General features: G+C 41.1%; 23 protein-coding genes. 15 read left to right on the forward strand and 8 right to left on the reverse strand.

The features are described 5' to 3' along the window. Positions 1–88 precede the first annotated feature (88 nt). A complete protein-coding gene (locus D0907_RS05935; RefSeq protein WP_065979782.1) occupies positions 89–1,123 on the reverse strand; it encodes a LacI family DNA-binding transcriptional regulator in 1,035 nt (344 codons plus the stop codon). 349 nt (positions 1,124–1,472) lie between these two features. Between D0907_RS05935 and pgi the strand changes: the two genes are divergently transcribed. The 5 genes from pgi (at position 1,473) to D0907_RS05960 (ending at position 10,374) form a co-directional block, all read left to right on the forward strand. After that, positions 1,473–3,119, forward strand: a complete 1,647-nt coding sequence (pgi, locus tag D0907_RS05940) for a glucose-6-phosphate isomerase (protein WP_118844156.1) — start codon at positions 1,473–1,475, stop codon at positions 3,117–3,119. 269 nt (positions 3,120–3,388) lie between these two features. After that, a complete protein-coding gene (zwf, locus tag D0907_RS05945) occupies positions 3,389–4,861 on the forward strand; it encodes a glucose-6-phosphate dehydrogenase (protein WP_036969609.1) in 1,473 nt (490 codons plus the stop codon). Positions 4,862–4,866: 5 nt separating this feature from the next. After that, positions 4,867–5,577: a 6-phosphogluconolactonase gene (gene pgl / locus D0907_RS05950; RefSeq protein ID WP_118844157.1), complete on the forward strand. Its 711-nt coding sequence runs from the start codon at positions 4,867–4,869 to the stop codon at positions 5,575–5,577. 663 nt (positions 5,578–6,240) lie between these two features. Beyond that, a complete protein-coding gene (locus D0907_RS05955; protein WP_180311623.1) occupies positions 6,241–8,781 on the forward strand; it encodes a TonB-dependent receptor in 2,541 nt (846 codons plus the stop codon). 75 nt (positions 8,782–8,856) lie between these two features. Continuing rightward, on the forward strand, positions 8,857–10,374 hold the full coding sequence (locus D0907_RS05960; RefSeq protein ID WP_331272824.1) for a tryptophan halogenase family protein: 1,518 nt from the start codon (positions 8,857–8,859) through the stop codon (positions 10,372–10,374). A 59-nt stretch (positions 10,375–10,433) separates the two neighbouring features. Here D0907_RS05960 and D0907_RS05965 read toward each other — a convergent pair whose 3' ends face one another. After that, positions 10,434–11,144: a DUF6445 family protein gene (locus tag D0907_RS05965; protein ID WP_118844159.1), complete on the reverse strand. Its 711-nt coding sequence runs from the start codon at positions 11,142–11,144 to the stop codon at positions 10,434–10,436. A 248-nt stretch (positions 11,145–11,392) separates the two neighbouring features. Here D0907_RS05965 and D0907_RS05970 point away from each other — a divergent pair, with 248 nt between their 5' ends. Both D0907_RS05970 and D0907_RS05975 read left to right on the forward strand, forming a co-directional pair. Beyond that, positions 11,393–12,097, forward strand: a complete 705-nt coding sequence (locus D0907_RS05970) for a SapC family protein (RefSeq protein ID WP_036969596.1) — start codon at positions 11,393–11,395, stop codon at positions 12,095–12,097. A 127-nt stretch (positions 12,098–12,224) separates the two neighbouring features. Further along, positions 12,225–13,259, forward strand: coding sequence for an isoaspartyl peptidase/L-asparaginase family protein (locus tag D0907_RS05975; RefSeq protein WP_118844160.1), 1,035 nt, complete (start codon positions 12,225–12,227; stop codon positions 13,257–13,259). Between the two features lie 118 nt (positions 13,260–13,377). Here D0907_RS05975 and queF read toward each other — a convergent pair whose 3' ends face one another. Further along, positions 13,378–14,223 (reverse strand): NADPH-dependent 7-cyano-7-deazaguanine reductase QueF, encoded by an 846-nt coding sequence (queF, locus tag D0907_RS05980; RefSeq protein WP_118844161.1) that lies wholly within the window; start codon positions 14,221–14,223, stop codon positions 13,378–13,380. Positions 14,224–14,282: 59 nt separating this feature from the next. Here queF and syd point away from each other — a divergent pair, with 59 nt between their 5' ends. Then, positions 14,283–14,822, forward strand: a complete 540-nt coding sequence (syd, locus tag D0907_RS05985) for a SecY-interacting protein (RefSeq protein ID WP_118844162.1) — start codon at positions 14,283–14,285, stop codon at positions 14,820–14,822. Between the two features lie 242 nt (positions 14,823–15,064). On the opposite strand, the gene D0907_RS05990 is transcribed toward syd, so the two are convergent. The 3 genes from D0907_RS05990 to D0907_RS06000 form a co-directional block, all read right to left on the reverse strand. Further along, the gene (locus tag D0907_RS05990; protein WP_036969585.1) at positions 15,065–15,838 is read right to left on the reverse strand and encodes a Zn-ribbon-containing protein; all 774 of its coding nucleotides are present in this window, start codon (positions 15,836–15,838) and stop codon (positions 15,065–15,067) included. Continuing rightward, on the reverse strand, positions 15,838–16,104 hold the full coding sequence (locus D0907_RS05995; protein ID WP_036969583.1) for a hypothetical protein: 267 nt from the start codon (positions 16,102–16,104) through the stop codon (positions 15,838–15,840). Before D0907_RS05995 ends, D0907_RS05990 begins: the two co-directional genes overlap by 1 nt. Before the next feature lie 155 nt (positions 16,105–16,259). Continuing rightward, positions 16,260–16,490: a DUF2789 domain-containing protein gene (locus D0907_RS06000; protein WP_036969581.1), complete on the reverse strand. Its 231-nt coding sequence runs from the start codon at positions 16,488–16,490 to the stop codon at positions 16,260–16,262. 148 nt (positions 16,491–16,638) lie between these two features. Here D0907_RS06000 and D0907_RS06005 point away from each other — a divergent pair, with 148 nt between their 5' ends. Continuing rightward, positions 16,639–17,289 (forward strand): GNAT family N-acetyltransferase, encoded by a 651-nt coding sequence (locus D0907_RS06005; RefSeq protein WP_118844163.1) that lies wholly within the window; start codon positions 16,639–16,641, stop codon positions 17,287–17,289. Between the two features lie 738 nt (positions 17,290–18,027). Here D0907_RS06005 and D0907_RS06010 read toward each other — a convergent pair. Both D0907_RS06010 and D0907_RS06015 read right to left on the reverse strand, forming a co-directional pair. After that, positions 18,028–18,327: a DUF3301 domain-containing protein gene (locus D0907_RS06010; RefSeq protein ID WP_036969572.1), complete on the reverse strand. Its 300-nt coding sequence runs from the start codon at positions 18,325–18,327 to the stop codon at positions 18,028–18,030. Next, on the reverse strand, positions 18,328–19,356 hold the full coding sequence (locus D0907_RS06015) for a DUF3549 family protein (RefSeq protein ID WP_036969569.1): 1,029 nt from the start codon (positions 19,354–19,356) through the stop codon (positions 18,328–18,330). Positions 19,357–19,463: 107 nt separating this feature from the next. Between D0907_RS06015 and D0907_RS06020 the strand changes: the two genes are divergently transcribed. From D0907_RS06020 to zipA, 6 genes are all read left to right on the forward strand, one after another. Next, positions 19,464–19,787 carry a YqcC family protein gene (locus D0907_RS06020; protein WP_036969562.1) on the forward strand — a complete coding sequence of 108 codons (324 nt, stop codon included), beginning with the start codon at positions 19,464–19,466 and terminating at the stop codon, positions 19,785–19,787. Further along, a complete protein-coding gene (truC, locus tag D0907_RS06025; protein WP_036969558.1) occupies positions 19,780–20,553 on the forward strand; it encodes a tRNA pseudouridine(65) synthase TruC in 774 nt (257 codons plus the stop codon). The genes D0907_RS06020 and truC overlap by 8 nt, the downstream gene beginning before the upstream one ends. After that, positions 20,540–20,986: a flavodoxin gene (locus D0907_RS06030; RefSeq protein ID WP_036969555.1), complete on the forward strand. Its 447-nt coding sequence runs from the start codon at positions 20,540–20,542 to the stop codon at positions 20,984–20,986. Before truC ends, D0907_RS06030 begins: the two co-directional genes overlap by 14 nt. 267 nt (positions 20,987–21,253) lie before the next feature. Beyond that, a complete protein-coding gene (locus D0907_RS06035) occupies positions 21,254–21,985 on the forward strand; it encodes a TrmH family RNA methyltransferase (protein WP_036969551.1) in 732 nt (243 codons plus the stop codon). A gap of 60 nt (positions 21,986–22,045) precedes the next feature. Then, positions 22,046–25,441 carry a chromosome segregation SMC family protein gene (locus D0907_RS06040; RefSeq protein WP_036969548.1) on the forward strand — a complete coding sequence of 1,132 codons (3,396 nt, stop codon included), beginning with the start codon at positions 22,046–22,048 and terminating at the stop codon, positions 25,439–25,441. Positions 25,442–25,477: 36 nt separating this feature from the next. Continuing rightward, positions 25,478–26,182, forward strand: coding sequence for a cell division protein ZipA (gene zipA, locus D0907_RS06045; RefSeq protein WP_036969545.1), 705 nt, complete (start codon positions 25,478–25,480; stop codon positions 26,180–26,182). The last annotated feature ends 31 nt before the right edge of the window (positions 26,183–26,213 follow it).

Below are 26,213 nucleotides of genomic sequence, written 5' to 3' on the forward strand. Positions count from 1 at the left end.
AATAGGTATTAGCGCGACACAGCACTATTGAGTTATAAAAAAACAAAGCCGCTATTTATAGCGGCTTTTGTATAGTTGATGTGTTTTATCAGGAGGCGCTGTTAGGCCCTGAGCTTTCACGTATCACCAACGAAGGGGTGAATGTGGTAATAATGTCTTTATCTTGATTGCGCGCACCACGTGTTTTTCTGAATAACAGGCGCGCTGCATGTTGTGAAATCACATCATTAGCCTGATGCGCGGTTGTTAGTTTAGGCCATGTTTGGCGCGAGAATGGTGAATCCTCGAACCCGGTGATTGATAATTGCTCTGGAATTTCAATTCCCATTAGTCGAGACGCGAACAACGCACCGGCTGCCATTTCATCGTTTCCGCCTAAAAGCGCAGTAATTTTCAGTGGGTTGTTCTCACCAAGTAACGCTTTGGCTCCTTCAACGCCTGATTCAAATGAATATTGGCCTTCATAAACCAGTGCATTGTTGAGCGCGATGTTGTGATCTTTTAGCGCAGCTTGATAGCCTTCTAAGCGCTCAGTGGTTGACTTATGCTCTTTGTCGCCGCATAAAAAGCCAATGTTTTTATGACCAAGCGATAATAAATGAGCAGTAATTTCATACGCAGCTGCATAATCGTTCACATAAATACACGTATCTTGGTCTTCGTCTGTAGGGCGGCCAGATAATACACGCACATAGTGGATACCCATTTCATCGAGCATATCAATAATACTATTTTGCTCGGATAGTGGGGGAGTGAGGACTAAACCAGCTAAACGAGAGCGTTTTATCATGGTCTTAAAATCTGCTTCCATATTGCTGTCGGTGTAGCTACATGGGTGGATTACAAGTTCATAGCCCTCTTCTTTACAACGAGATAAAACCCCATTTTGCATATCGATAACGTAATAGGCATTCGGGTTGTCATACACTAAGCCGACAGTGAAAGAAGATGTACCCGCAAGATTTCGAGCTGCAAGATTAGGTTGGTAGTTAAGCGTATTAACAGCGTCCATCACGATGTCATACGTTTTTTTTCTGACCGATGGCTCTTTATTGATCACTCGCGAAACGGTTTTCATAGAAACACCCGCAAGTTTAGCTACATCATTTATGGTTACTTTCATACGGTTACTTTATAGTTCGTTATAATTGTATTATAATATTACTCGAAAGATGTGCTCCTGCACGCTTTTCTTACTTAAGTACATTAATATTTAATATAAGTTGCTTAGTGTATCTAATGTTCTACCAAATTAGCAGTAAAATAATTGAGATAATTTTTATGATACCGGTGTCAAAAGAGAAAAATTGCGCTATTATCTCGACTATAAAATGTAAAAGTAGAACATTGACAGCGTTGTCATTTTAACTTAGTGTTATTTTACTTCGTGTTTTTAGTTGCTGTCTTTATTCTAAATTAATAAAAAGATAGTTTTAAATCAGTTTGTTGCAAGTTTTTAGGGGATTATGTTTATGAGCAGCCGTTCGCAATTAGCTAGTTGGCAAGCACTGTCAGAAAGTGCAAAGAAGATGAAACAAATTCATCTTAAAAATTTATTTGCCGAAGATAGTGCGCGTTTCGAACAATTCTCTACTCAAATCCCAGGCGTATTATTTGATTATTCAAAGCAACATATTGATAAAACGGTTTTTGAGCAGCTCATTTCATTAGCCAAAGAGTGCAATGTGAGTGCATGGCGTGAAAAAATGTTCAGTGGTGAAAAAATTAATATCACTGAAGATCGTGCCGTACTTCATACCGCTCTTCGTAATCGTGCAAACACGGCTATTGTGGTTGATGGTGAGAATGTGACCGATGCAGTCAACGCAGAACTGGCTAAAATGAAGACCTTTGTAAATAAGGTGCGCAGCGGTGAGTGGCGTGGTTACACTGGCAAAGCAGTGAAAGATGTTGTCGCTATTGGTGTCGGGGGTTCTAACTTAGGACCGCAAATGGCAACTGAAGCATTGGCCGCTTACGCTGACGATACGTTAAACGTGCATTATGTATCGAATGTTGATGGTGTACAGATTGCATCTGTTTTAAAAGAATTAGACGCAGAAACCACGCTTTTTGTGATTTCTTCGAAAACATTTACAACGTCTGAAACGATGACGAATGCTAAAACGGCTGTTGAGTGGTTTTTACAAGCGGCAGAGGCACAAGCGCATATCGCTAAGCACTTTGTAGCAGTCAGCACAAATTTAGAAAAAACAGCTGCATTTGGTATTGCTGATGAAAACGTATTCACAATGTGGGATTGGGTCGGTGGTCGCTTTTCTTTATGGAGTGCGATAGGATTACCAATCGCGTTGTACCTAGGCTTCGACGCGTTTGAAGCGATATTAGAAGGTGCGTTTGAAGTTGATGAGCATTTTAAAAATGCTGACTTTGAAACTAATATTCCTTTATTAATGGCACTTTTAAGTGTGTGGAATACAAGCTTTCTAGGTCATACGTCGCACGCTATTTTACCGTATGATCAAGCACTGCATATGCTACCTGCGTACTTACAGCAAGGTGAAATGGAAAGTAACGGTAAGCATGTTAACTTTGCAGGCGACACTGTACCGTATACAACCGTTCCAATCATTTGGGGTATGACAGGTATTAATGGCCAGCACGCATTTTACCAATGTTTACACCAAGGTAATGTGATTGTGCCAGCTGACTTTATTGCGTCAATTGAGCCGCAAGTGAATGTTGGCAAACACCATGATATTTTATTATCAAACTTCTTTGCACAAACAGAAGCCATGATGGCCGGTGTCGATGCAGAGCAAGTAACAGCAGATTTGACCGCGAAAGGTAAATCTGAAGCCGAAATTGCAGAATTACTGAATCATAAGATTCATCAAGGCAATCGCCCAACAACGTCAATGCTACTAGACAAAGTAGATGCAAAAACAGTGGGTCGTTTAATTGCGCTTTATGAGCATAAGATTTTCTGCCAAGGCATTATTTTAGAAATTTGTTCATTTGACCAATGGGGCGTTGAACTAGGTAAAGGACTTGCCTCTAAAATTGAAGCTGAATTATGTGATGACTCAGTGAGCCATCCTCATGACAGCTCAACCAACGGATTGATCGCTTACTACAAAACACATCGTAAGCAGTAACAGATTCGCAGCATTGCTGCAAAAAAAATACCTTTGAACGGGTAGCGCTGGAGTTCTTAGGGCCTGTATTTTTGTGAGAGGATTTACAGAGCCCCTAAGACTCATTTACTTCAGCACACTATAAGAATAATGAGTAAGCTACTTACAAAAAAATTCAACAGGCTTTGTTAAGGGAACCTGCTAACACGGCCAAATCATCCGTATAACAATACGCACTGCCATACAACATGAAGTGAACTAAATGGCATTGCCAATGTAGAGAGTGATATATGCTAAATCCATTTGATATCGTAATTTTTGGGGGCGGTGGTGATCTTGCGTTACGCAAATTACTTCCTGCCATGTATCGCGCTTATCAAGAGGGCAACCTTCCTCAAGGTTCACGTATCCTTCCTACCGTACGTGAGCAAAGCAAATGTGAAGAATACATAGAAACTGCGCACAAAGCATTACAAGACTTCTTAGGAAAAGGCGAGTTTAACGCAAAAGACTGGAAAGCCTTTTCAGCATATTTAGTACCCGTTGTCTCTAATGTGACAGAAGCCGATGATGACTGGGATAAATTAAGAGATATTTTAGATGAACACGATACCGACAAGTCTCGTGTTTTTTATCTTTCGCTTCCTCCTGCCGTGTACGGTAGTTGTTGTGAAATTTTATCTAAAAAAGGGCTTATCACGGAAACTTCACGTGTTGTTGTAGAAAAGCCAATTGGTTATTGCGGTGCGTCTGCAGAAGAAATTAATGCCAAAATCGCTGAGTATTTTACTGAAGAGCAAATTTTCCGTATCGATCATTATTTAGGTAAAGAAACCGTACAAAACTTAATGGCGCTGCGTTTTTCAAATTCATTATTTGAAAATATGTGGGATGCAAAGTCTATCGACAATATTCAAATTAGCTTATCTGAAACTGTGGGTCTTGAAAGCCGAGCTGGTTTTTATGATAAAGCAGGTGCTTTGCGTGACATGGTACAAAACCACTTGTTGCAGTTACTTTGCTTAGTGGCGATGGAGTCACCAAATAAATTAACAGCGAATAGCATTCGTACTGAAAAATTAAAAGTACTTGAATCACTGCGTCCATTGGTTGCAGAAGATGTTGATGCAAATATTGTTCGAGGACAATATGTACCAGGTAACCTTGACGGTAAAATCGTCCCTGGTTATTTAGAAGAGTTAAACGAAGGGGCAAGTAAAACAGAAACTTTCGTTGCTATTCGTGCACACATTGACAACTGGCGTTGGGCGGGTGTGCCATTTTATCTTCGTACAGGTAAACGCATGAAGAAGCGTTGTGCTGAAATTGTCGTTGAATACAAAAAAGTATCGCACAATGTGTACAGCGATAAAGTCGGAAATATTGAGCCGAACCGCTTAGTGATCCGACTACAACCTGAAGAAACAATTCAGTTAACCTTGATGTCGAAGCGTCTTGATAACCTTGAAATGCAATTAGAGCCAGTGACAATGAACATTGAATTATCACAAGCTTACAGCAATGGTTTCCATTCTGATGCCTATAAACGTTTAATGTTAGATGCAGCAGCAAATAATCCATCACTTTTCATCCATCGTGATGAAGTTCGTCAAGCGTGGAAATGGATTGATCCAATTATCGAACGCTGGCAAGAAAAAGGGGCACCATCGTTATACCGTGCAGGTAGCTGGGGCCCAGAAGATGCAGATGAGCTACTCGAAGAAAATAACCATGTATGGTTTAACACTGGCGACAAGGCATAATTAAGATGGCTACAATTGTTGAAAAATTCTTTGCAAGCAAAGACGAATTAACAGCTGAGCTTTCAGCAAGTTTAGAGCAACGTTTAGTTGCAGGCATTAAAGATGATGGCCGTGCTGTATTAATGGTATCGGGTGGTTCTTCACCTGCACCTGCGTATAAGCATTTATCTAACCTTGATCTTGATTGGCAAAATATTGATGTTGCAATGGTCGATGAGCGCTGGGTTGATGCCTCACATGACAAAAGTAACGAAGCATTTATCAACAGCACCTTATTGCAAAACAAAGGCGCAGCCGCTAATTTCATTACAATGAAAAATGATGCGTTAACAGCACATAATGGCGTTACTCAATGTGAAGCTGCTTATCAGACATTAAAGCGCCCATTTGATGTAACCATTTTGGGAATGGGGCCTGATGGCCATACTGCATCGTTGTTTCCACACGCTGATGGATTAGAGCATGGGCTTGCCACTGATGATTTGGTGTGTGCAATAAATGCGATTGAAAGTGATGTGACAGGTAAAATTACTGAAAGAATGACATTAACGCTTGCAGCGATTGCTCATTCAAAAGTGGTTAAGCTATTGATCAGTGGTGAAGAAAAACTGGCTGTATACAAACAAGCGAAAGAGGGTGGTGATGTTGCAGACATGCCACTTAGAGCAGTTCTTAACCATCCAACAATTAATATTGAAGTTTATTGGGCACCTTAGTTTCTAATCAACATCTCTGTATTTAAAGCGAGCTTAGGCTCGCTTTTTTGTTTCAATAACAAAATATAAAAACGATAGACATCGTAAGAATGACTCGTTATACTTAAAAATGACAACGCTGTCATTGATATTGATTTTTATTATCATAACCCTTGACTCTTTCTGCCCTGAAAAAAGTTAACATTTCTTTTCCAGTGACAGTGCTGTTCCAAAATAGTACGTTTTTTTAATTCTAACATATTGTAAAAACAGTGGTTTATTATAACTTTTTGTTATGGTTAATAAGTGGTCACTGGCAAGTTAAGCTTACAAAAAAGTCCAAAAAATGATGTCAATTTCACAAAGTTATCATTTGTGACTTGTCATCAGCCTCATTACTCATGTTATATTTGCGCCGTTTAAATGTAACAATTCTTAAATATCTAATAATTAATTTTCTTCTATATCAATAACTTTGTTTATTTGTTGCCAATTTTTTGCACAAATTCACCAAAAAGATGTAGCACAAATGTAATTTAGAGTGTATGGTTTGTTACTAGATGACAGCGTTGTCATCATCACTGGGCAGAAGTGATATAAAAACCAACAAAATGATTCAAGGGGAATCCTGTGTTAGCTAAAAATTTTAAGAAAAGCTTATTAGCAGTTAATATCGGTCTTGTAATGAGTGCCGGGTTCACTGGTGCTGCATATGCAGCTGATGAAACAAAAGTTCAAGAAGACGTTGAAGTTATTGAAGTACGTGGTATTCGTCGTTCACTTGAAGCGTCAATGAATACTAAGCGCTTTGCTGACAGCGTTGTCGATGCTGTGTCAGCAGAAGACATCGGTAAATTTCCAGATGGTGACGTGGGTGAAGCATTAGGCCGTATTTCGGGTGTTGCCGTAAACCGTCAATTCGGTCAAGGTCAGCAAGTTTCTATTCGTGGTGCGTCTAGTCAATTAACACGTACACTTTTAAACGGTCAAACTGTTGCATCGACAGGTTGGTATGATCAGCAATCAATCGACCGTAGCTTTAACTACACACTTTTACCACCAGAATTAGTTGGTGAAATTCAAGTGTATAAATCATCTCAAGCAGACATTGTTGAAGGTGGTGTTGGTGGTACAGTAATTGTTAATACTCGTAAACCGCTTGACCTTGATGCTGGTACAACTTTCTTAAGTGCGAAAGCAGATTACGGCACAATCTCTGAAGAAACAGATCCACAAGTTTCTGGCTTATTTAGCTGGAAAAATGATGAAGAAACATTTGGCCTATTAGGCTCAGTGTCTTGGGCTGAAACAAACTATCAACGTAACGGTATTGAGTCACTAATCGGTTGGGGTGATATTGTTCCTACAACGTTCCAACAAGAGCGTGAGCGTACTGCATTAAATGCAACTTTCCAGTACCGTCCTACAGAAAACCTAGAATTAGGTTTAAATATTATGAGCCTTGAGTTAGATGCAAACAACGCAAATACCTCAAACTTCGTAATGTTCCCAGACGATAAAGAAGCAGCATGTGAGCAAAAAAATGCATCAGGTACATGTACTTTCTATCGTCGTACAGGCGAAGGCGCTAACCCAGGTTGGGTTCAAACGTGGGCACGTATCGCTAGCATGACATCTGATACAGCCGATTTCAGCCTTAAATATGAAGGTGAAAACTTTACGCTAAAAGGTCGCTTAGGTACAACTGAGTCTGAAGGTGGTACAGATCTTACTGCAAACTATGGAAACTTTATTGGTGTTCCATCTGATTATGCCGGTACATATGATGCAACGGGCGAAGTAATCAAAATTGATATTAATAACAAATACTTTGAAGCGTCAGACTTTGCTGGTCCATTATCGCCAGCTGGTTGGGCACTTAAAAAGCAACCTAACACAGATGAAGAAACTTACGCACAGTTCGACCTTTCTTTCCCTGTAGAGTTTGGTGCTATTACTGCGATTAAAACAGGTTTCCGCTGGGCTGACCACGAAGTTAAGCAAGAAACTTATTCAACAACGTTAGTTGATACATTACCAAGTGGTGATGGCGAGACATATTACTCTGGTACGATGTCATCAGGCGCTGGTTTTACTTTACCTGAACCAGACTTTGACAAAATGGTTGCAGATGCACGTGCAGCAATTTCAAGTTTTGATAATGATTCAGCAGTATACCGTTCAGGTTACGGCACTATCGAAGAAGAAAACTTTGCAGTTTACGCAATGGCTGAATTCTCTGCGGAATCTATTCGCGGTAACTTCGGTTTACGTTATATCTCGACAGATGCAGAATCAGATTATTATGGCTTTGCAAACGGTGAATACGAAAGCACTCTGAGCACAGATAAAGCAAGCTATAACGATATCTTACCTAGTATCAATATTGCATTCGATATTGCTGAAGATGTTATTTTACGTACTTCTGCTGCACAAGTTATTGCGCGTCCTAATTACACTGATATGTTCTCTGCATCATCATTTGCAGGTTACTCAGATGGCACAGCAAATAACGAAGTACTAACAAAAGGTAACGTTGGTCTTAATCCATTCAAAGCAACACAAGCAGATTTAGGTATCGAGTGGTACTTTGATGGCGACGGTATGGTAAGTGCAACTTACTTCTTTAAAGACATCACTTCATTCGTGACTTCAAGCCAAATCTTGAATCAACAAATTGGTGTTGTTGACCCAGATACTCAAGGCGACAACTGGACTTTATCAACTAAGCTAAATGCAAGTGGCGGTCAAATCGAAGGTATCGAGCTACAAATCCAAGATGGTTTCGACAGTGGCTTTGGTTACTCTGCAAACTATACATTTGTAGATGCACCATCAGAAGCTGAAAATTACCCTGATATGATTCCATTATTCTCGGATTCGTCTAAGCACACAGTTAACTTAGTAGGTTACTATGAAACAGATACGTACTCAGCACGTTTAGCTTATAACTGGCGTTCAGAGTATATGATCCGTGAGCTTCCTGGTTTCTACGGTAACCGTGAACACCAATCTTACGGCACACTTGATTTCAGTGCGAACTACAGTGTGACAGATAACATTGACGTAACGTTTGAAGCTGTTAACTTAACTGAAGAAGATAGCGTACAAATTGGTGTTGCGCCTTCAGATGCTGAAGTTGTTCCTGAGCTTCGTAATGGCTACCCAGCATGGAGCTTCGAAGGTGAAGCACGCTATAAGCTAGGTGTATCACTTCGTTTCTAATTTAAGTTAGGTAACGAAACTATAAAGCCCAGCGTGTTCTGGGCTTTTTTGTGTGTAAATGATAGCGAGTTAATAATGATTAAAAGAATCGCAATTGTCGGCGGGGGAACTGCAGGGTGGCTGGCAGCTAATCACTTGGGTCACGCTCTCGTTGGATCTGGTATCGAAATTACCCTAATTGAGTCACCCACAATTCCAACGATAGGTGTAGGCGAGGGCACGGTTCCTTCTATGCGCAATTCACTAAAAAAATTCGGTATAAGTGAAACTGACTTTATAAATGAATGCGATGTGACCTTTAAGCAGTCTATAAAGTTCGTGAATTGGCTCGATAAATCAAAACATGGCAGTAATTTTTATCATCACTTGTTTGATCACCCTCATGTATTCGGTGAGCAATTAACCGACGCATGGCTCGGACAAAGTAGTGATTCAGACTATGCTTCATTTGTTTCAAAGCAACATGCCTGTTGCGAGCATAACCTGGCACCAAAAACAATTGCCACGCCAGAATATGCAGGAGTTAATGGTTATGCTTATCACTTTGATGCGAAGAAGTTTGCTGCTTTTTTAGGGCGTCATGCGCAGAAACAATTTGCAGTTAAGCATCGTTATGCTGAAATTGAAGAAGTAATAACAGACCAAGATGGCTACATTACTCAGCTTATTGATACTGATGGAAACGCCACAGCGTTTGATTTTATTATTGATTGTTCAGGGTTTTCCGCGGCATTTATTGGTCAGAAGCTGGGCGTTGGGTATATCGATAAGTCAGACTACTTATTGACGGATACTGCAATTACGATTCAAGTTCCAACCAATCCTGAACAAGAAATCCCACCTTATACTATTGCCACTGCACACCAAGCCGGGTGGATTTGGGATATTGCTCTCACACAGCGAAGAGGGGTTGGCTTAGTCTATTCATCAAAGTACATGACGGAAGAACAGGCTTTAGTTAAGTTGCATCGCTATTTAGGTAATCAATTTACTCACCTTACTCCTCGTAAAATACCGATTAAAGTGGGACGGCGAGAAAAAATGTGGCATAAAAACTGTGTTGCTATTGGTTTGTCACAAGGCTTTGTTGAGCCCCTAGAAGCCACGGCGATACTCATCGCTGACTTTTCTGCTAATTTACTTTCAAAACGTTTTCCTCGGTGCAGAGCCGATATCGCTTTAATCGCAGATGACTATAATCGCCAAGTAAATTATGTATGGGAACAAACTTTTGATTTTATAAAAATGCACTACTGTGTCTCCGATCGTACTGATTCGGGCTTTTGGCGTGAAAACCGAAATAAAACACAGATATCAGATAAGCTTAAATATAATTTAGCGCGTTGGCAGCGGTTTGCACCGCAACGCGAAGATTTCGAAAGCAAGTTTGATCTGTTTGATCTTGAAAACTATTTATATGTGCTTTTCGGTATGAAATATTTGCCGACGTTAAACACAGGTCACTCTGACAATATGGCACATGAACAATTAACTCAGTTAAAGCAACAACGTGTTAATCAGCTACTAGCCGAGTTACCGACACACCGGGCATTATTAGCCAAAATTAAAATGTTCGGCATGCAAAAATACTAATTTATATCAGGTACATATAACTGGCTGTTAATTTTATGAATTGATGGCCACCTCGGGTTTTAGTCAATTCTAAAAAAAGATGAAATACTTAACCGACAGTTCCCTATTGTGGGCTCATTTGTTGGTGCTTTAATGATGGCAGCGCTATGAAGTAAATTGCTTTTATAGATCACAACACGATTTTCTTTAGCTTCAATATTGACCACTTTTTCAAATAACTCTGTACTGGTATTTAAATAACCTTGATGCGTACTTTCATATTGCTGCATGTCATTGATCATTTCAAAAATTATCTCTTTATTATCGGAGCCCACTTTAATTACGTTTGCAGGTAAATACTTGTAAATACCAGTTCCTCCCCATTCTTTACCTGATAAGTAGTGCACCGCAGCGAATGTTTTGTCATCGGTTGAATCGATATGTGGCATACGTTGTAACGGCGAAAGCTCGTTTGGTTTTTGGGTCACGATAGAGAGTTTACACTTGTGTAAATAAAGGGAGTTTTCGCCACTGACTAATATGCCTTTATCAATTAACTCTGCCATTAATTGTTCAAAAACGCGATAATAAGGGGCGGGCATTTCATCACGCTTACCAGGGTATAATGTACCGTCGCTCCCTGGAGGTTGGAAATAGGCAACCTCTGATGCAAAGTGATAAACAGGTGCTAAGCTGGATAAAAAGTCATCAATAATGATTACATTGTCGTTGATTTCATTAATATGAATGACTTGTGTTTTATAGTGCTTATTTAATTGATAACTTTCCATTATAGGCTCAGTAAACATAGTATTATTTATTGAATATACTAACAAAAATAATTACTTAAGCGTGACAATATTTACTTCATTGATGCTGTTTTTTTAGTCAATTTAAAGTGTAAGTAAAAACAGCTCGGTTTGTTAATTAATAATGTACAAACTGCCACAAAATTTTCACTTCCTTTTTGTTGCCAAAACCTATAGGCTTTGGGCACTAACAGCAAAAAACATATTATAAAATTTAATGGAGCAGTATCATGGCGGAGCAACAAGTACAGCCTTTACATAACGAAAAACATGCCAACACTAAAATTCAAAACGGCATCAACATTGAGTTCATGAAAACTCAGCATTTAGTTCCTGTGGTTGCACACGAATTTGCACGTATCGCAAATGAATTCCCAATGGCATTTGTTAAAAACAACGAGTCAGGTCAATTTCAAGCCGTTGCGTTATTTGGTCTAGAGCCAGGTGAAAACCTTTTCATTCAAGACGACAAGTGGACAGCTGCATTTGCACCAATGGCAATGACTCGCTACCCACTGGGTCTTGTTAAGCACCCAGAAGCTGATCAATTTGGCATCGTTATCGACGAAGCAAGCCCTTTAGTTAGCGAAGAAACTGGTAATGCACTTTTCGAAAATGGTGAAGAAACTGAGTACCTTAAACGTCGTAAAGAAGCGCTTGTTTCTTTCATCGAGTTTTCTCAAGTAACTGAAGCATTCACTAAATACCTTGCAGATAAAGAACTACTTGTAGCACAAACGCTAACAGTAGAAATCAAAGGTGAGAAGAAAGACATTAACGGTATCTACCTGGTTGATGAGAAAAAACTTAACTCATTAAGCGATGAAGAGTTCTTAGACCTTCGTAAACGTGGTTACCTAGCACCTATCTACTCTTTCTTAACGTCTACTCATCAAGTAGCACGTTTAGCGCGTTTAAAAGCGGCTAAAGCTTAATTTTAAACAGCAAACAGAAAAGCGCCGTTAGGCGCTTTTTTTGTTTCTTTCGTCGGTTAAAGCTTGAAAAACAGTCGTAAATTATTCACATTGGGCTTACAAACTACACTCAATTTAAGTGCCCACTATGCTAAGAACATTACTCACTTCAATCGTTGCATTCAGTGCGTTAACGACAAGCACGTTTGCTTACTCAGCAGAGCAACCATTCGCTATTGCCATTCATGGTGGAGCGGGAACCATCGAGAAAAGCCGTTTTACCCCAGAGCAAGAAAAAGCCTACCGTGCAAAATTAAAAGAGGCGGTTGAAACAGGCTATTCTGTGTTAGAAAAAGGCGGAGAAAGCTTAGATGCCATCACTGCGGCAATCAATGTACTTGAGAATTCACCTTATTTTAATGCAGGGCGTGGTGCGGTATATACCTACGACGGGACACACGAATTAGATGCGTCAATTATGGATGGCCGTTCTCGTCAAGCCGGCGCCGTGTCTGGTGTAAAGCATATTGAAAATCCCATTAATCTAGCGCGTTTAGTGATGGAAAAATCGGTGCATGTGATGTTAAGTGGCCAAGGAGCCGAAGAGTTTGCAAAAACTCAGGGCATGCCATTGGTTGAAAATAATTTATTTGATACCGAAGACCGATATGAAGCTTTACTAAAAGCCAAAGAAAAACTCGATAAAGAGAAAGTGACCAGTAAAGATTACCAAGCAGCACATAAAGCGTTACCTGTTAATTACAAAATGGGCACGGTTGGTGCCGTTGCACTAGATAAAAATGGCAACATTGCGGCAGGTACTTCAACAGGGGGAATGACAGCTAAACGCTTTGGACGCGTTGGTGATGCGCCAGTGATTGGTGCGGGCACCTTTGCCGAAAATGCATCGTGTGCTGTGTCGGCAACCGGCCATGGCGAGTACTTTATTCGCTACAACGTTGCCGCAGATATCTGCGCACGTGTGAAATACCAAGGTAAAACGATTGCTGAAGCGGGTAACGAAGTTATCCACGATGTATTAATGCCTGTTGGTGGCACTGGCGGTGTAATTATTATTGATACGAAAGGCAATATTAGTTTGCCGTTTAATACTGCTGGCATGTATCGCGCGAGTAAATCAAATACAACACCAACGTATGTTGCGATCTTCAACGATGAGTAACGAAGCTGGGCTGTTAAAAAAGAAATCGACGCGTTAATCTCTTCTGCAATGCTGCTTAACGATTAGATAAGCAATAAAAAACCGAGTTCTACTCGGTTTTTTATTGCTTGAGTTTTGCTTATTGGCGATTAATTTTCACGTTAAAGGGGGTTATGTCTTGATTCGTCGAGCGATAAGGATTGATATCTAAACCACCTCGGCGTGTATAGCGAGCATACACTTCAAGCTCATCAATGTTTAAGTGCTGCATTAAGTCACAGTAAATACGCTCAACACATTGTTCGTGGAACTCATTATGAGTTCTAAACGAAATCAAATACTTTAATAAGGCTTCGTGACTGATTGCTTGGCCGGTGTAACGAATGATCACGCTGGCCCAATCTGGCTGAGAGGTGATTAAACAGTTCGACTTTAAAAGGTGGCTGTGTAAGGTTTCAGATACCTTTTCATCATGGCTATGGCAAAGTGATGTTGCATCAATGTCATAACTTGATATTTCAATATCGAGATCATCAATACACTCACCCGGTAGCGCACTAAATGGTAAGCAATTATGATCATCTGCACGATACAAAGTAACGTTCACGTTTGCATTCACTGCCGCTGACAAATCGCGTGTAAGTGCTTGGTGCACTTCTTCAGTCGATGCAAAGCGAGTTTGGTTAAAACTATTCAAATAAAGCTTGAATGACTTTGATTCAATAATATGACTACTTTGGCAAGGAAACACGAATGTAGCGACAGCAACCATCGGCTTACCTTTACTATTTAGCCATGATAATTCATAGCCTGTCCAAATATCTTGGCCCTTAAAAGGTAAGTTATCTTCGCTCACACCGAGTGCATCGCGGTTTAGTTTACGGGCAATAGGAAACAACAAGCTAGGTGTATAGGTATCAACATAGTCCGTTGACTTACCAAGCACGCTGTTTTTCAGTTCGGGGGAGTTGCTGTAATCTGTCATCTTTACACTTTTGTGGTTACAATAACGGCATTATACCTAAAGCTAATGAGTTTCGCAGTATGTCTGTTTCTTCAAAACTGGATAAGTTACACCAAGCATTTAGTGAAAAATGCCTAGAGCGTACAGGAAAGCTTCCTGTCATTGAACATGACACCGCTTGGCCAAGTCCTTGTGAACACGGTGAAGTGGACGAGCAAGGTTTAATTCAATGGCGTGCCGTTGCGCAGCAGCCAGCAGGTTCTTTAGATGACCTAGCCAGTGCGCTTGAGCTTCGCTTCCCTGAAGGGTTAAATGCGTTATTTGGTCACCTTTATGCAGGCAACGTGCTGTTAAATATAAACGATCATCATATTGAGTTATTACAAGCATGGAATGAAGACGATTTTAGCCGCCTGCAACAAAATATTACCGGGCATGTGCTTATGAAACGTAAGTTAAAACAGCCTGAGACCGTATTTATTGGCCTCACAGAGCAAGATGATTTGCTGATTACGGTGTTAGTTGAAAACGGTCAGGTGTGTTTAGAATACGTGGGCAAAAAACCGCACCATGTACTTGCTAACAGCATTAGTGAGTTTTTAGATATGGTAACGGTTTAATACCAACCTGCAATAATACTTAATTATTTTGAGGGATTAAACTTGTTGCTACCTGCGTTAAAAATGTCTGATTTACGACTGCATGGATGCAGAGCAACACCTAAAAAACGACATTTTTGCCTTGTTATCAATGCGGTTTTATTGCCTCAAAATAGACCACTTAATTAAGCACAGTGGTATTAATTAAGCGCATTGCATTGGTATAGTTTAATAAACAAAAAGGGGCTGTATGCCCCTTATGTTTACTGAAAATCCCACGATATATTCGATACAAGGCCACAGGGCTCACATCTAAAATCAAATAAGCCAAACCATGGCTCAGGCAGTTTCCAGTCACCATCACAGCTAGGACAACGTCGTTTGAGTTCTGATTCTTTATCAATACCACCAACACGATATAAGTAATAGTAGACAGGTTTTTTAGTCAAATAACTTATTCGCTTAGTAATGTCTTTACCACGACGATACAAATCACTTTGTGTGCTCGCCATTTCCTCAAGGGCTGGAAACTCGCAGCGTGTAGCGCCATTGATCTGGATTTGATCGCATGCTTGCCAGTCTTCTTGCCATTTGATCAGTGTTTTGTAATCACCATTAGCAATGGCTGGAATACGAAACAGGGGGACAGGCAAAAAGTCATCACCACAATAAAGTGGGCTGCAGGTATGCACATAAGTGGTGTATAAAATATAACACGATGGGTCCTGACACGCGTCAGCCCCATTTGAATGTATATCTTGGCCGATCACTTTCACTTTAGGCGCTAACAATCCCGCCGAGTGCAGTTGCTCTATGCTGTGTTTAACAAACGGGCTGTTGTTAAGCGGGTGCATCGCATCTTCGGTTGGGCACATAACACGCGTAATAAAATAGCCATCTTTTAAAACAGTGGGGAATTCATCACCGATTATTTGGCCATTAAATCGCAATGCATTCACAAGGCGGTTTATTGCCTGTTCAGCAAGCTCTAGGGTGGTATCTTGGTAGCAATCAAAAGTCAGATCGACAACAAACATTATTTTTTCTCAAGTAATGCTAATAACCTATCTAGTTTTGCTTCAATACGATCTAATTGACTTTCTTTTGGCGCACTAACATGTTCATTTGACGGGTTATTAATGAAATTTTTAATTGAATCCGGATTGTTTTTATACTGACTAACAGCTGCAATAATTACAGGCATTGGCATCGGTTGTGATAGTTTGCTTTTTGTTAGCGCAACTGTAGGGGTTTTACCTTCATCAAGAAGGGTTTTAATTGCATCAAATACAACGGCATTCATTTTTGTATAAACTCTTATTAAAGAATAAAAAGCACTGTAGCGTATGGGCTGCAATGCGCGCGTATGGTAGCAATAATAGAGGTGATGTGAAATTACTTTCCTTATCCATAACCCAAAATTGGCAGATTTTAGGTTATGGATAACTAATCGTGTGTTTATTGACGCAATCGGGCGTCTAATTCATCAATAACCTCACTCCACGCCCCATCTTCAGCTAAAGATTCTGCTAGAAAATGTTGCTGAGCTTCGTCCCAGAATGGAGCCTCCTGTAGTAGGGTGGTATCAGACAGCTGATGCGAGGCAATAAATGCATCGATTTCACTTTCTTTGCTGGGTAAACCTAATTGTGCAAATAAGGTCGAAATATCATGTTTTGTCGTATCCATAATTCTGCTCCTTGTGTATGGCGGTCTTTATTACTGCTCAACCATAATAATGATGAACAGCAGTTTAACTCACGCTGAATTTGTCTTTAATCGCGCTTGGGTATATACCTTATAGTCTAGTACTAAAAATAATAAAACACAGAAAAGGATGAGTATGACAACTGTTGCTGAACCCGAGACCTTACGTGTGCAATACCTAAGTGCTGAAGATATCAGCACGGCCGCTAGTCTTATTTACCAAGCCTATCATGATGACCCCGTACTTCAGAATGTGCTGGGCTACAAAGAAGATAATCCCAGTAAGTATGAAACCAAACTACGCGCTTTAGTACGTGAAGAGCTCGCGAGCTTTTGGCAAGAAAAACAACCTTTAATTGGTTTGTACTCGCAAAGCCGATTAAAAGCCATTGCATGCGTGTTTGATTCATCCAGTGAGTTACAAGCAGAGCGCTATTGGCACTGGCGTTTAAAGTTAATGCTTAGTGCAGGATATCTACAGACAAATCAACTTATTGAAAAAGAGCGCACAATTCGTGAAATGTTAGCTGAAAAAGGGCAGTATTTGTTTTTAGCGTTTATCGCTGTAGACCCTCATTTTCAGGGGCAAGGTTTAGGGCGTTACTTACTTCGAGGACTAGATGATTTAGTAGACAGCCACCAACAAGTATCGGGTTTAGCCGTCTTTGTTACACGTGGTGAGCAGCGTGAATTCTTTAGTTCCGAAGGGTTCGAAGTCTTTAAAGCATTAAGCTTTAATCAGGTCGAAGGTGAGTTAATGTTCAAAGCGGCGAAAGAGTAATTGGGACGTTTTGGAAAGTAGCGTGTGCGATTTCTCTTACATTGCTGTGAGTATTATCACTTTAATACAGTTATTTTTGTACCTAAAATGACTTATTTAAATGATTTATAAGGATTTATTGTTTTTTGCAATTTTGTGACTTAAGAAAAATTACTTTTTATGCCTATCTACATCTCAGGAATTCTCTAAACTTAACCATGTCAAGAAGACACAGGTTCAATGAATGAACTTATGCCAAGGATTAGGATTATGGCACACCAAGCATGATGCTTAAGCAGGAAGCAAAAGGACAAGTTCTAAGGAAGGCAAGGACGAACAAGGACACTGCCAGGACGCAGTACAATTGCGGAGCAATTGAAAAGGATTGACCAAAGGATGATATTAGCAGGAAGCTAAAGGAGCGTTTGGAAACGTAGAGGATAGCCAGTGAAGGCAAGTGGACGACACTAGGATGTGTTAAATGTGACATGATGTTGCATGGTGGGTGTATCGGATGTATACCCGTTCAGGGGATAGATGAAAACGGCAGCTTCGGCAAAAGTACGGATACTTTATCATGGAAGTAGCAAGATTGGGGCGTGGCTTGAAGCTACGCCTTAGTTCTTTATGGGGTTGTATTTTTAGCTGAGCAACTTAGTATTGTTAACTCGCAACTCGCAACTCGCAACTCGCAACTCGCAACTCGCAACTCGCAACTCGCAACTCGCAACTCGCAACTCGCAACTCGCAACTCGCAACTTAGATCTTATGCGGTGGTATCACCACACTTTTCAGCATTTCATTTTCCATAAACAGCACACCTTGATAGACACTTTCCCCATCACTTGAGAATTCAAAAATAAACTCGCTTTTGATGCCGGGTTTGCCATTTTTTAGAATGCCAATACGTCGCTTATTACATGCAACACTCACCAATTGCACATTTAACTGTTCAATTTGCCTTTGTGCATGAAGATTGGCGGCCTCAGCTACTTTTCTGTTTAACCAAAAAAAGTAGATAATGCTGCCAATAATGATGAGTGTCCATAAACCTGCCATTTACGAAAATAACCTTCCTATTGCACGCGCGAGTGTTTCGCTGCGATTTTCTAAACGTAACAAACCTAATAAGTGAGGTCGAATAGTTGGAATTGCAACTAGGTCTGTGAAAATACTCACAAACAACTGTTCGATATCGGTGTGATGCGCACAACAATCCATAAACACATGTAGGCGCGCAGGATCTTCTAAGGTACTAAAGCAACGTCCGGCAATGGTTAAAAGCACATCTGAATGCGTGTTCATTTCAGAGTTCAATACGGCATCAACCAGTTGGGCTGTTAAACCTTGTGCTGATGCTTTTGATATACTGCGAAGTGCAGCGACGAGTGCTATCTCATCTTTTTGCTCTATGGCATTTAAGCCATAAGCTAAAAGTTGCTCCGCAAAAGCGGGAGGAATTGTAACGTGTTCAAGCATAGCGCTGAGTGGTTGTAACACTTCAACAGGTAGTTGCGGCCACGCTGATTGCAAGTTAGTTAGGTTTTTATCGTTGTCTAATCGCATTGCGAAATCAGCAATGCCTTGTACAGCAACACTTTGCCAATTTTCAAAACCTAGGGTGCCAGAAAAATAAAGTTGTGCATATTCATAATATTGCGATGCACTTTGTTTGAGTAAGCACTTAACTTGGGCATTAAATGCGGCCAATTTATTGGCGTTTGGTGTAAATACATACGGGTTATTGTCGAGCTTGCCTTCGGCATTTTCACCGGTAATTTCGGTACCTAATGCTTCGATGACCATGTTCGCAAAATGATCACGGCTAGCACTGACTAAACGGCTTTGTTCATCGAGTGGGAACTTCAAAAACCAGACATAAGGCTCTTTGGATGCTTTGACATCCCAAAACTGAATCGCAAGCCAAGCGTGACCAGCAAGAGGGTAAGGGTAAGGGATTTTAGTTTCTTCAATCGCAAGAAATTGTTTTTTGTCTAACTTAGTGATGTGTCTACCAATATCAAAAGCACGCCATGTAGTGCCCGCAGCATCAAGAAGTTGCCCTAAAGTAGCAATTTGCTCTGTCATAAAATCCCAATCGTCGTTTATAAATCGTTATAAGATGCGAATTATACGCCATACCATGGCGCCTTGGAACAGGGTATAATAAGTCCAAAGGTTTTAAGAGTTATATAATGTATCAACAGACTTTGGCGCTGCTGCGCGAATTACAAACGACACTCCAACGTCATGAACTATGGCAAACAGCTGCAATTGATCCTGCAGCATTAAATTCATCTGTTCCGTTTTGTCATGACACCATGGCGTTTGAGCAGTGGTTACAATTTGTATTTATTGAAAAAATGCAGGTGTTAATCACCAATAACCAGCCATTGCCTCGAAACTTTGCTATTGCGCCTATGGCTGAAATGATGCTGGCACAACATGCCGGTGGCCATGATGTTATTAGCGTTTTACTAAAGCTTGATCAGCATTTGAGTGATAACCAAGATGGATGAAATTGTTAAACCGCACTATGAAGAGTTAACGGTTTTATATCGCGACGAAAATTATATCGCAATAGACAAACCGTCTGGTTTACTGGTGCATCGCTCATTTTTAGATAAACACGAAACACAATTTGCCATGCAAATGCTACGTGATCAAATTGGTCAACATGTGTTTCCGGTGCACCGTTTAGATAGACCCACCTCAGGTGTTTTATTGTTTGCATTGAGCTCAGAAGCGGCTCGAGACATGAATCAATTGTTTATTGATGGGCAAATAGAAAAGCGTTACTTAGCCTTGGTTAGGGGCTTTTTAAATGAGTCAATCTTCCTTGATAAGCCTTTAAAAGAAGAACTCGATAAAATAGCCGATAAGTTTGCTGATCAAAATAAGGCTGCACAAGAGGCGCAAACTCACTTTAACTGCTTGCACCAAGCTGCTTTGCCGATCCCAATTGGTAAATACCCCACTGTGCGTTATTCGCTAGTGGAGTGTTTTCCTAAAACGGGGCGAAAGCACCAAATTAGACGGCATTTAAAACATTTATCGCTACCGATCATTGGTGATGTAAACCACGGTGATAACCAACATAACCAATTTTTTAGAGAGCACTTTCAGCTGCGTCGTCTGATGTTATTTGCGTCTGAGCTAAAGTTTGTGCACCCTTATAATAAACAAGTAATAACGATTAGAGCCCCCCTTGGAGAGGCGATGTTAACGATTTGCCAGCAACTAGGCTGGCCAACAGAAGAAAAGGATTATTATGGCAACCATTAGTATTTTTGTCGGCAGTGTGTACGGCGGTGCAGAGCGTTTAAGTGAGCAAGTAATTGAGGTGATTGAAAAGTCACCGCACCAAGCACAGCTTATTGAAAATGGCACAGTAGAAGACATGCTGGCTGCATCACATATATTGGTGATTACCTCGACCACAGGCCAAGGTGATATTCCTGATAATTTAGTGACATTGTACAGCCAATTAAATGATCAATTCCCCATGTTAACAGGCAAGCAGTATGGCATTATCGCTATGGGTGACCGCAGCTATGGTGATACATTTTGTGGGGCAGGGCGCAGTTTTGATGAACTATTTCGTGATTTACAGGCAAAGCCTGTTGGTCATCGCCTTGAAATTGATGCCTGTGAAGACTTTGAACCGTGGCCGGTAACTGAGCCATGGTTAAATGAATGGCTAACAAAAATTAGCTAATAGCTTATAGCCTATTCACACGTGCCGATTGGGGAAAGCAATTGGCACGGTCTGCGACTTTAAGTGCGCTCTTACTGTGCGATACATCATTCACCGCGAGACACCCCCTGTAGTCGGTTTAACGGTGATTTTTATGATTTAAAGATTTAAATATCGGAATAATCACACTTTGCAATTAATGCCTGCCTAAATCGCGTTTAATTCTAACTGAAACTCGCATCTTTAGGTGGTTTGGGTATACTAACGGCTTCATTTTATGAGGCTGTTATGATTTCAAAAAACCAACTGAAACTTATTCGAGCATTAGGTCAGAAGAAATACCGCAAGCAATACAACCAGTATTTAGTTCAAGGTGAAAAAAATGTCCTTGAGTTATTAAACAGTGGTTTGAGTATCGCAAATATATTCGCAACCCCCGCGTTTATTGCCGCGCATCGCTCAGCACTTGCAGCCCATCAAATTATCGAAGCCGATGAAGACAGTCTAACGAAAGCCAGCACCTTGGTGACCAATAACGCAGCCATTGCTGTTGTTGATATGCCAAAGCAGCAAGCATTACCCACCTCGGGCCTTATTTTAGCGCTAGACGGCGTATCAGACCCCGGTAACTTAGGCACAATTATTCGCGTGGCGGACTGGTATGGAATTAACCATATAGTGACAAGCCAAGACAGTGCCGATGCATATAATCCAAAAACCATTAGTGCAACCATGGGGTCATTTGCCCGTGTGACAGTGTCGCAAACCGATTTAACGTGCTATTTACCGAGCTTAAACCTGCCCGTTTATGGGGCTTTTTTAGCGGGTGATAATATTCATCAAGCAAAGCTTAAACAAGATGCTGTTCTTTTAATGGGCAGTGAGTCGCACGGTATTCGCCCAGATTGTGAAAAGCTGGTCACTGATAAAATAACCATACCTGCTTATGGTCAGGCTGAATCGCTGAACGTAGCCATGGCAACAGGCATTATTTTAGATAATTTTAAACGTCACGCTTAACCTTTTGTTATAAAATGAGTTAAATTGCAGAATAATAATAAAAATCGGTAAAACAACTAGATGCGCTTAAGCACCATAAAGTTAGCGGGTTTCAAATCGTTTGTTGAACCCACTAAAATCCCATTTCCTGATCAAATGACTTGTGTTGTCGGGCCTAACGGCTGTGGCAAATCAAATGTTATTGATGCGGTGCGCTGGGTGCTTGGTGAAAGTTCAGCGAAGAACTTACGTGGCGATGCCATGACCGATGTTATTTTTAATGGCTCAACCAATCGTAAGCCGATTTCACAGGCCTCTGTTGAGCTAATTTTTGATAATACCAGTGGTCATTTACCGAATACGTTTGCTGACAGGAACCAAGTTGCTATTAAGCGTTTGGTAACGCGTGATGGGCAATCTATTTATTTTCTTAATGGCAGCAAATGTCGTAAGCGCGACATTACTGATATTTTCTTGGGAACAGGGCTTGGGCCGCGAAGCTATGCCATTATAGAACAAGGCATGATATCGCGACTAATCGAGAGTAAGCCTGCCGATTTGCGTGTGTTTTTAGAAGAAGCCGCGGGGGTGTCTAAATACAAAGAGCGCCGACGCGAAACACAAACCCGTATTAAAAGTACTCGCGAAAACCTTGAGCGCTTACTGGATGTTCGTAAAGAGTTACAAACGCAACTCGATAAACTTGCTGTACAGTCAGTCGACGCGAAAAAATACCGTGAGTTAAAAGCCACAGAGCGGACTCTAAAAGGGCAAATTGCGGTTTTAAAGTGGCAAAAGCTGCATCAACAGCAAGTTGATAAGGCTGCTGAAATAGATAAGCTTAAAGAACAAATACAGTTTTTTAAAGAAGCCCACTCTGGTCATGATGATGTTTTAGCGAGCCTTGAGAATCAAGTACAGCTTGAGCAGCAAAAATTACAAGATGCACAACACGCGCAGCACCAAACTCACACTGAGTTAACGCGTAAAGAGCAGCAACAAATCAGCTTAAAGCAACAGCAGCAAAATATTAGTCAAAACTTGATTAAGCAGCAGCAACTGCAATTGCAAAACAAAGAGTTGCAGGCTGAGCAACACGCTGCGGCTTCTTTACTGCAAGAGCAGTTACAAGAAGCGATAGAGCAAAGTTTATTATGTGCAGAGCACGTGGCCGAAGTTGAACTTCACGCATCAGAACAACATCAGCACAGACATACTGCTTCACAGGAATACCAGCGTGCATTAGAGCAAAGTCAAACGCTCAGTAGTGAGGTGACAGTAGCCAAAAATCAGCTGGCGCATTTTTCGCAATCCATCGACCAACTAGAGACACAGCTTAAACAGCTTACGGACGAAATCAGTGAGCTTGAAGCGACTCCTGTTGCGACGCAGATTACTGAGCAGCAAACTCATATCCAAGCGCTCACCAAGGAACTTGCTCAACAGCAAACGGCTCTGAATCGGCTGACACAAAATCTAGTGCAAACAGAGACAGAGCAAGCACAGTTAGCGCAAGCACTACAACGGGTGCAACAACACAGCAATGAAAATAAAGCCAGTATTGCGGCACTGAGTTCAGTCCTGAGTGAGCATGCTGACAGTGACCGCACTTCTTTATTATCACAATTAAAAGTAACGCCAGGTTTTGAGCCTCTCGTTGAGCAAGCTTTACTGGGTCTTGAGCATTTACAGGTCAGCAAAAATGCGCAGCCTAATAGTGTTTGGTCACAGACCCTTGCTGTGCCTGATCATTCATTAGCACAATACATTGAACAGGGGATTTACCCTGAATTGCTGACACGATTTGCATTTCAAGCAACGTTTGATGAAGCGATTCTAGCGGATCCATATTGGCTCGCCGTGATTGATGAAAAGGGCTGTATTTATGGTCGTAATTTTCAAGCTGATGCAAAAAAAGACACGGACAACTCACTGCTGTTAAAACATGCCCAGTTGAGTGATGCAGAGGAACTTGATGAAGAGCTCAATGAGCAAATCGCAGACAAGCAACAGCAGCTCGACAGTCACCTTACCAAAAAGAACACGCTCATCGCTGAAAAAGAGCAACACAGAGAGCGTATTCATCACGTTGCGCAGCAAATTGCCTCAGCAAGTACTCGCAGAGACATGCTCCTTGAGCAGCAAACGCAGTGGCAAAATCAACTGGCTAAATTACAGCTGCGCAAAACGTCGCTTAAAGAGCAAATGCAAGGTGTCGTTCAGCAACAAGAAAACCAACAATTGCGCCTAGAAGATTTGCTAGAACACCACGCAACGCTTGAAAGTAACCTTGAACAGGCTAAGCAAGTGCAAATGGATGCTGACAATCAGTATCGCCAAGTTGCGTCTCAATTAGAGCATTACAAGACACTTGCCCATCAAGCGAATTTAGCGGAACAAAAAGCCCGTAGTGAGTGTCAACTCAGTGAAACAAAATTACAACATGCTGATGCAGCACATACAGCCGCAAGTGACGCTGTTTTAGAATTAACAGCGCAGTTAGAAGAGTTAGTGATCCCGCTTGAAGAGACGGCAGAGCATATTGTGTTATTGCTTGAAAAACATCAACAAAGTGACGTTGAGCTAAAAAACTTGCAAGCGTCACTGACTCACGCTAAAAAGGAACTAGCGGATAAGCAGGCATCGCTTAAATCATCGCAATCAGAGCTAGTTACGTTGCAAGAACAACTGCAATCACTGGCGTTAGATGAACAAAGTTTGCTTGTAAAAGCGCAAGCGGCGCTGGAGCCACTTGAAGAGTTGGATCAACACTTAAAAACAGTGCTTGAATCACTGCCAGACAATGCCAACTTAAATAGTATGCAAAGCATGCTATCTAAAACGACGCAGGGCTTACATGAACTAGGGGCAGTTAACTTAGCCGCGATCGATGAGTTTGAGCAGGCTAAGCAGCGAAGTGACTATTTAGATCAGCAACTTGATGATTTAACTCAAGCACTTAATACGCTTGAGGGCGCGATTCAAAAAATCGACCGCGAAACGAAAAATCGATTTAAGGCGACGTTTGAACAAGTAAATAGTGATTTTGGTGAGTTATTTCCAAAAGTATTTGGCGGCGGAAGCGCTTACTTAGAATTAACCAGTGATGACTTGCTTGAAAGTGGTGTTAGTATAATGGCACGGCCTCCTGGCAAGAAAAATTCGACAATTCACCTGCTTAGTGGTGGAGAAAAAGCGCTGACCGCATTATCATTGGTGTTTTCAATATTCAGGCTCAATCCAGCTCCATTCTGTATGCTAGATGAAGTGGATGCGCCATTGGATGATGCAAATGTGGGTCGTTTTTGCCGTTTGGTAGAAGAGATGTCACAATCAGTGCAATTTATTTATATCAGTCATAATAAGATTGCTATGGAAATGGCAGGCAGATTGACGGGTGTAACTATGGCTGAACCAGGCGTTTCACGTATGGTTGCCGTAGATATCGAACAAGCTGTGCAAATGGCACATGCATAAATTTAGTTTGGCATATCAAATAATAAAGGTGAGGGGATGGCCGAAGAATTAAGATGGGCTTTAATCGTAATCAGTGTATTTGTCATTGGTGGTTTATTAATTCATGGTTTATGGTCTGTGCGCAAAAAGGATAATCCTGATGTTGAGCAGCAAGAACGGGTTGAGCCAAATGAAGCAAGTGCAGAAACGAGTGAATCTTCACAGCCTTATGCGCAAGAGCGTGATGAGCCTGAGTTTGGTGATTTAAGCTTTACTGCTGAAAACACCGAAGAGCCAGACGTTGAAGTCGAAGAAGCGGCTGACACTGAAGAGCAACCAGAATCGCCTGCACCGACAGACTTTATAATTGTGCACTTACAGATGCCTGAAGGCTTAGCAATGGAGGGCAGTCAATTACTGCCAGCTGTTAATATGCTAGGTTTCAAATACTCGGATGAAGGCTTCTTTAATCGCCATCTAGACCCCGCTGGAACAGGCCCTGTGTTATTCCGTTTGGTGAATATGTACAATCCTGGAACGTTTGATATTGATAATATGGAACAGTTCAGCACAGCGGGTGTCAGTTTGTTTATGACATTACCATGCGATGGTGATGGCCTAAGTGCCTTCAATATGTTGCACAGCGCTGCTAAAAAGTTAGCGGATGAGTTTGGTGCGACTATTTTAGATAGCAACCGTGAAGAAATGACGGTTGATAGCGTACGTGAATATGTTGAAAAGGTAAGAAGCTTTTCAGCGTAATCCATATTCGCAAGTAAATGATTGTTAGGCC

The sequence above is a fragment of the Pseudoalteromonas lipolytica genome (genome assembly GCF_003515105.1).
In the GTDB taxonomy this organism is placed as follows: domain Bacteria; phylum Pseudomonadota; class Gammaproteobacteria; order Enterobacterales; family Alteromonadaceae; genus Pseudoalteromonas; species Pseudoalteromonas lipolytica.

What these genes read in the sequence shown, in the direction of transcription:
- D0907_RS05935 (WP_065979782.1), bottom strand. Translation starts at nt 1,123, where the DNA reads ATGAAAGTAACCATAAATGATGTAGCTAAACTTGCGGGTGTTTCTATG.
- pgi (WP_118844156.1), top strand. Translation starts at nt 1,473, where the DNA reads ATGAGCAGCCGTTCGCAATTAGCTAGTTGGCAAGCACTGTCAGAAAGT.
- zwf (WP_036969609.1), top strand. Translation starts at nt 3,389, where the DNA reads ATGCTAAATCCATTTGATATCGTAATTTTTGGGGGCGGTGGTGATCTT.
- pgl (WP_118844157.1), top strand. Translation starts at nt 4,867, where the DNA reads ATGGCTACAATTGTTGAAAAATTCTTTGCAAGCAAAGACGAATTAACA.
- D0907_RS05955 (WP_180311623.1), top strand. Translation starts at nt 6,241, where the DNA reads ATGAGTGCCGGGTTCACTGGTGCTGCATATGCAGCTGATGAAACAAAA.
- D0907_RS05960 (WP_331272824.1), top strand. Translation starts at nt 8,857, where the DNA reads ATGATTAAAAGAATCGCAATTGTCGGCGGGGGAACTGCAGGGTGGCTG.
- D0907_RS05965 (WP_118844159.1), bottom strand. Translation starts at nt 11,144, where the DNA reads ATGGAAAGTTATCAATTAAATAAGCACTATAAAACACAAGTCATTCAT.
- D0907_RS05970 (WP_036969596.1), top strand. Translation starts at nt 11,393, where the DNA reads ATGGCGGAGCAACAAGTACAGCCTTTACATAACGAAAAACATGCCAAC.
- D0907_RS05975 (WP_118844160.1), top strand. Translation starts at nt 12,225, where the DNA reads ATGCTAAGAACATTACTCACTTCAATCGTTGCATTCAGTGCGTTAACG.
- queF (WP_118844161.1), bottom strand. Translation starts at nt 14,223, where the DNA reads ATGACAGATTACAGCAACTCCCCCGAACTGAAAAACAGCGTGCTTGGT.
- syd (WP_118844162.1), top strand. Translation starts at nt 14,283, where the DNA reads ATGTCTGTTTCTTCAAAACTGGATAAGTTACACCAAGCATTTAGTGAA.
- D0907_RS05990 (WP_036969585.1), bottom strand. Translation starts at nt 15,838, where the DNA reads ATGTTTGTTGTCGATCTGACTTTTGATTGCTACCAAGATACCACCCTA.
- D0907_RS05995 (WP_036969583.1), bottom strand. Translation starts at nt 16,104, where the DNA reads ATGAATGCCGTTGTATTTGATGCAATTAAAACCCTTCTTGATGAAGGT.
- D0907_RS06000 (WP_036969581.1), bottom strand. Translation starts at nt 16,490, where the DNA reads ATGGATACGACAAAACATGATATTTCGACCTTATTTGCACAATTAGGT.
- D0907_RS06005 (WP_118844163.1), top strand. Translation starts at nt 16,639, where the DNA reads ATGAGTATGACAACTGTTGCTGAACCCGAGACCTTACGTGTGCAATAC.
- D0907_RS06010 (WP_036969572.1), bottom strand. Translation starts at nt 18,327, where the DNA reads ATGGCAGGTTTATGGACACTCATCATTATTGGCAGCATTATCTACTTT.
- D0907_RS06015 (WP_036969569.1), bottom strand. Translation starts at nt 19,356, where the DNA reads ATGACAGAGCAAATTGCTACTTTAGGGCAACTTCTTGATGCTGCGGGC.
- D0907_RS06020 (WP_036969562.1), top strand. Translation starts at nt 19,464, where the DNA reads ATGTATCAACAGACTTTGGCGCTGCTGCGCGAATTACAAACGACACTC.
- truC (WP_036969558.1), top strand. Translation starts at nt 19,780, where the DNA reads ATGGATGAAATTGTTAAACCGCACTATGAAGAGTTAACGGTTTTATAT.
- D0907_RS06030 (WP_036969555.1), top strand. Translation starts at nt 20,540, where the DNA reads ATGGCAACCATTAGTATTTTTGTCGGCAGTGTGTACGGCGGTGCAGAG.
- D0907_RS06035 (WP_036969551.1), top strand. Translation starts at nt 21,254, where the DNA reads ATGATTTCAAAAAACCAACTGAAACTTATTCGAGCATTAGGTCAGAAG.
- D0907_RS06040 (WP_036969548.1), top strand. Translation starts at nt 22,046, where the DNA reads ATGCGCTTAAGCACCATAAAGTTAGCGGGTTTCAAATCGTTTGTTGAA.
- zipA (WP_036969545.1), top strand. Translation starts at nt 25,478, where the DNA reads ATGGCCGAAGAATTAAGATGGGCTTTAATCGTAATCAGTGTATTTGTC.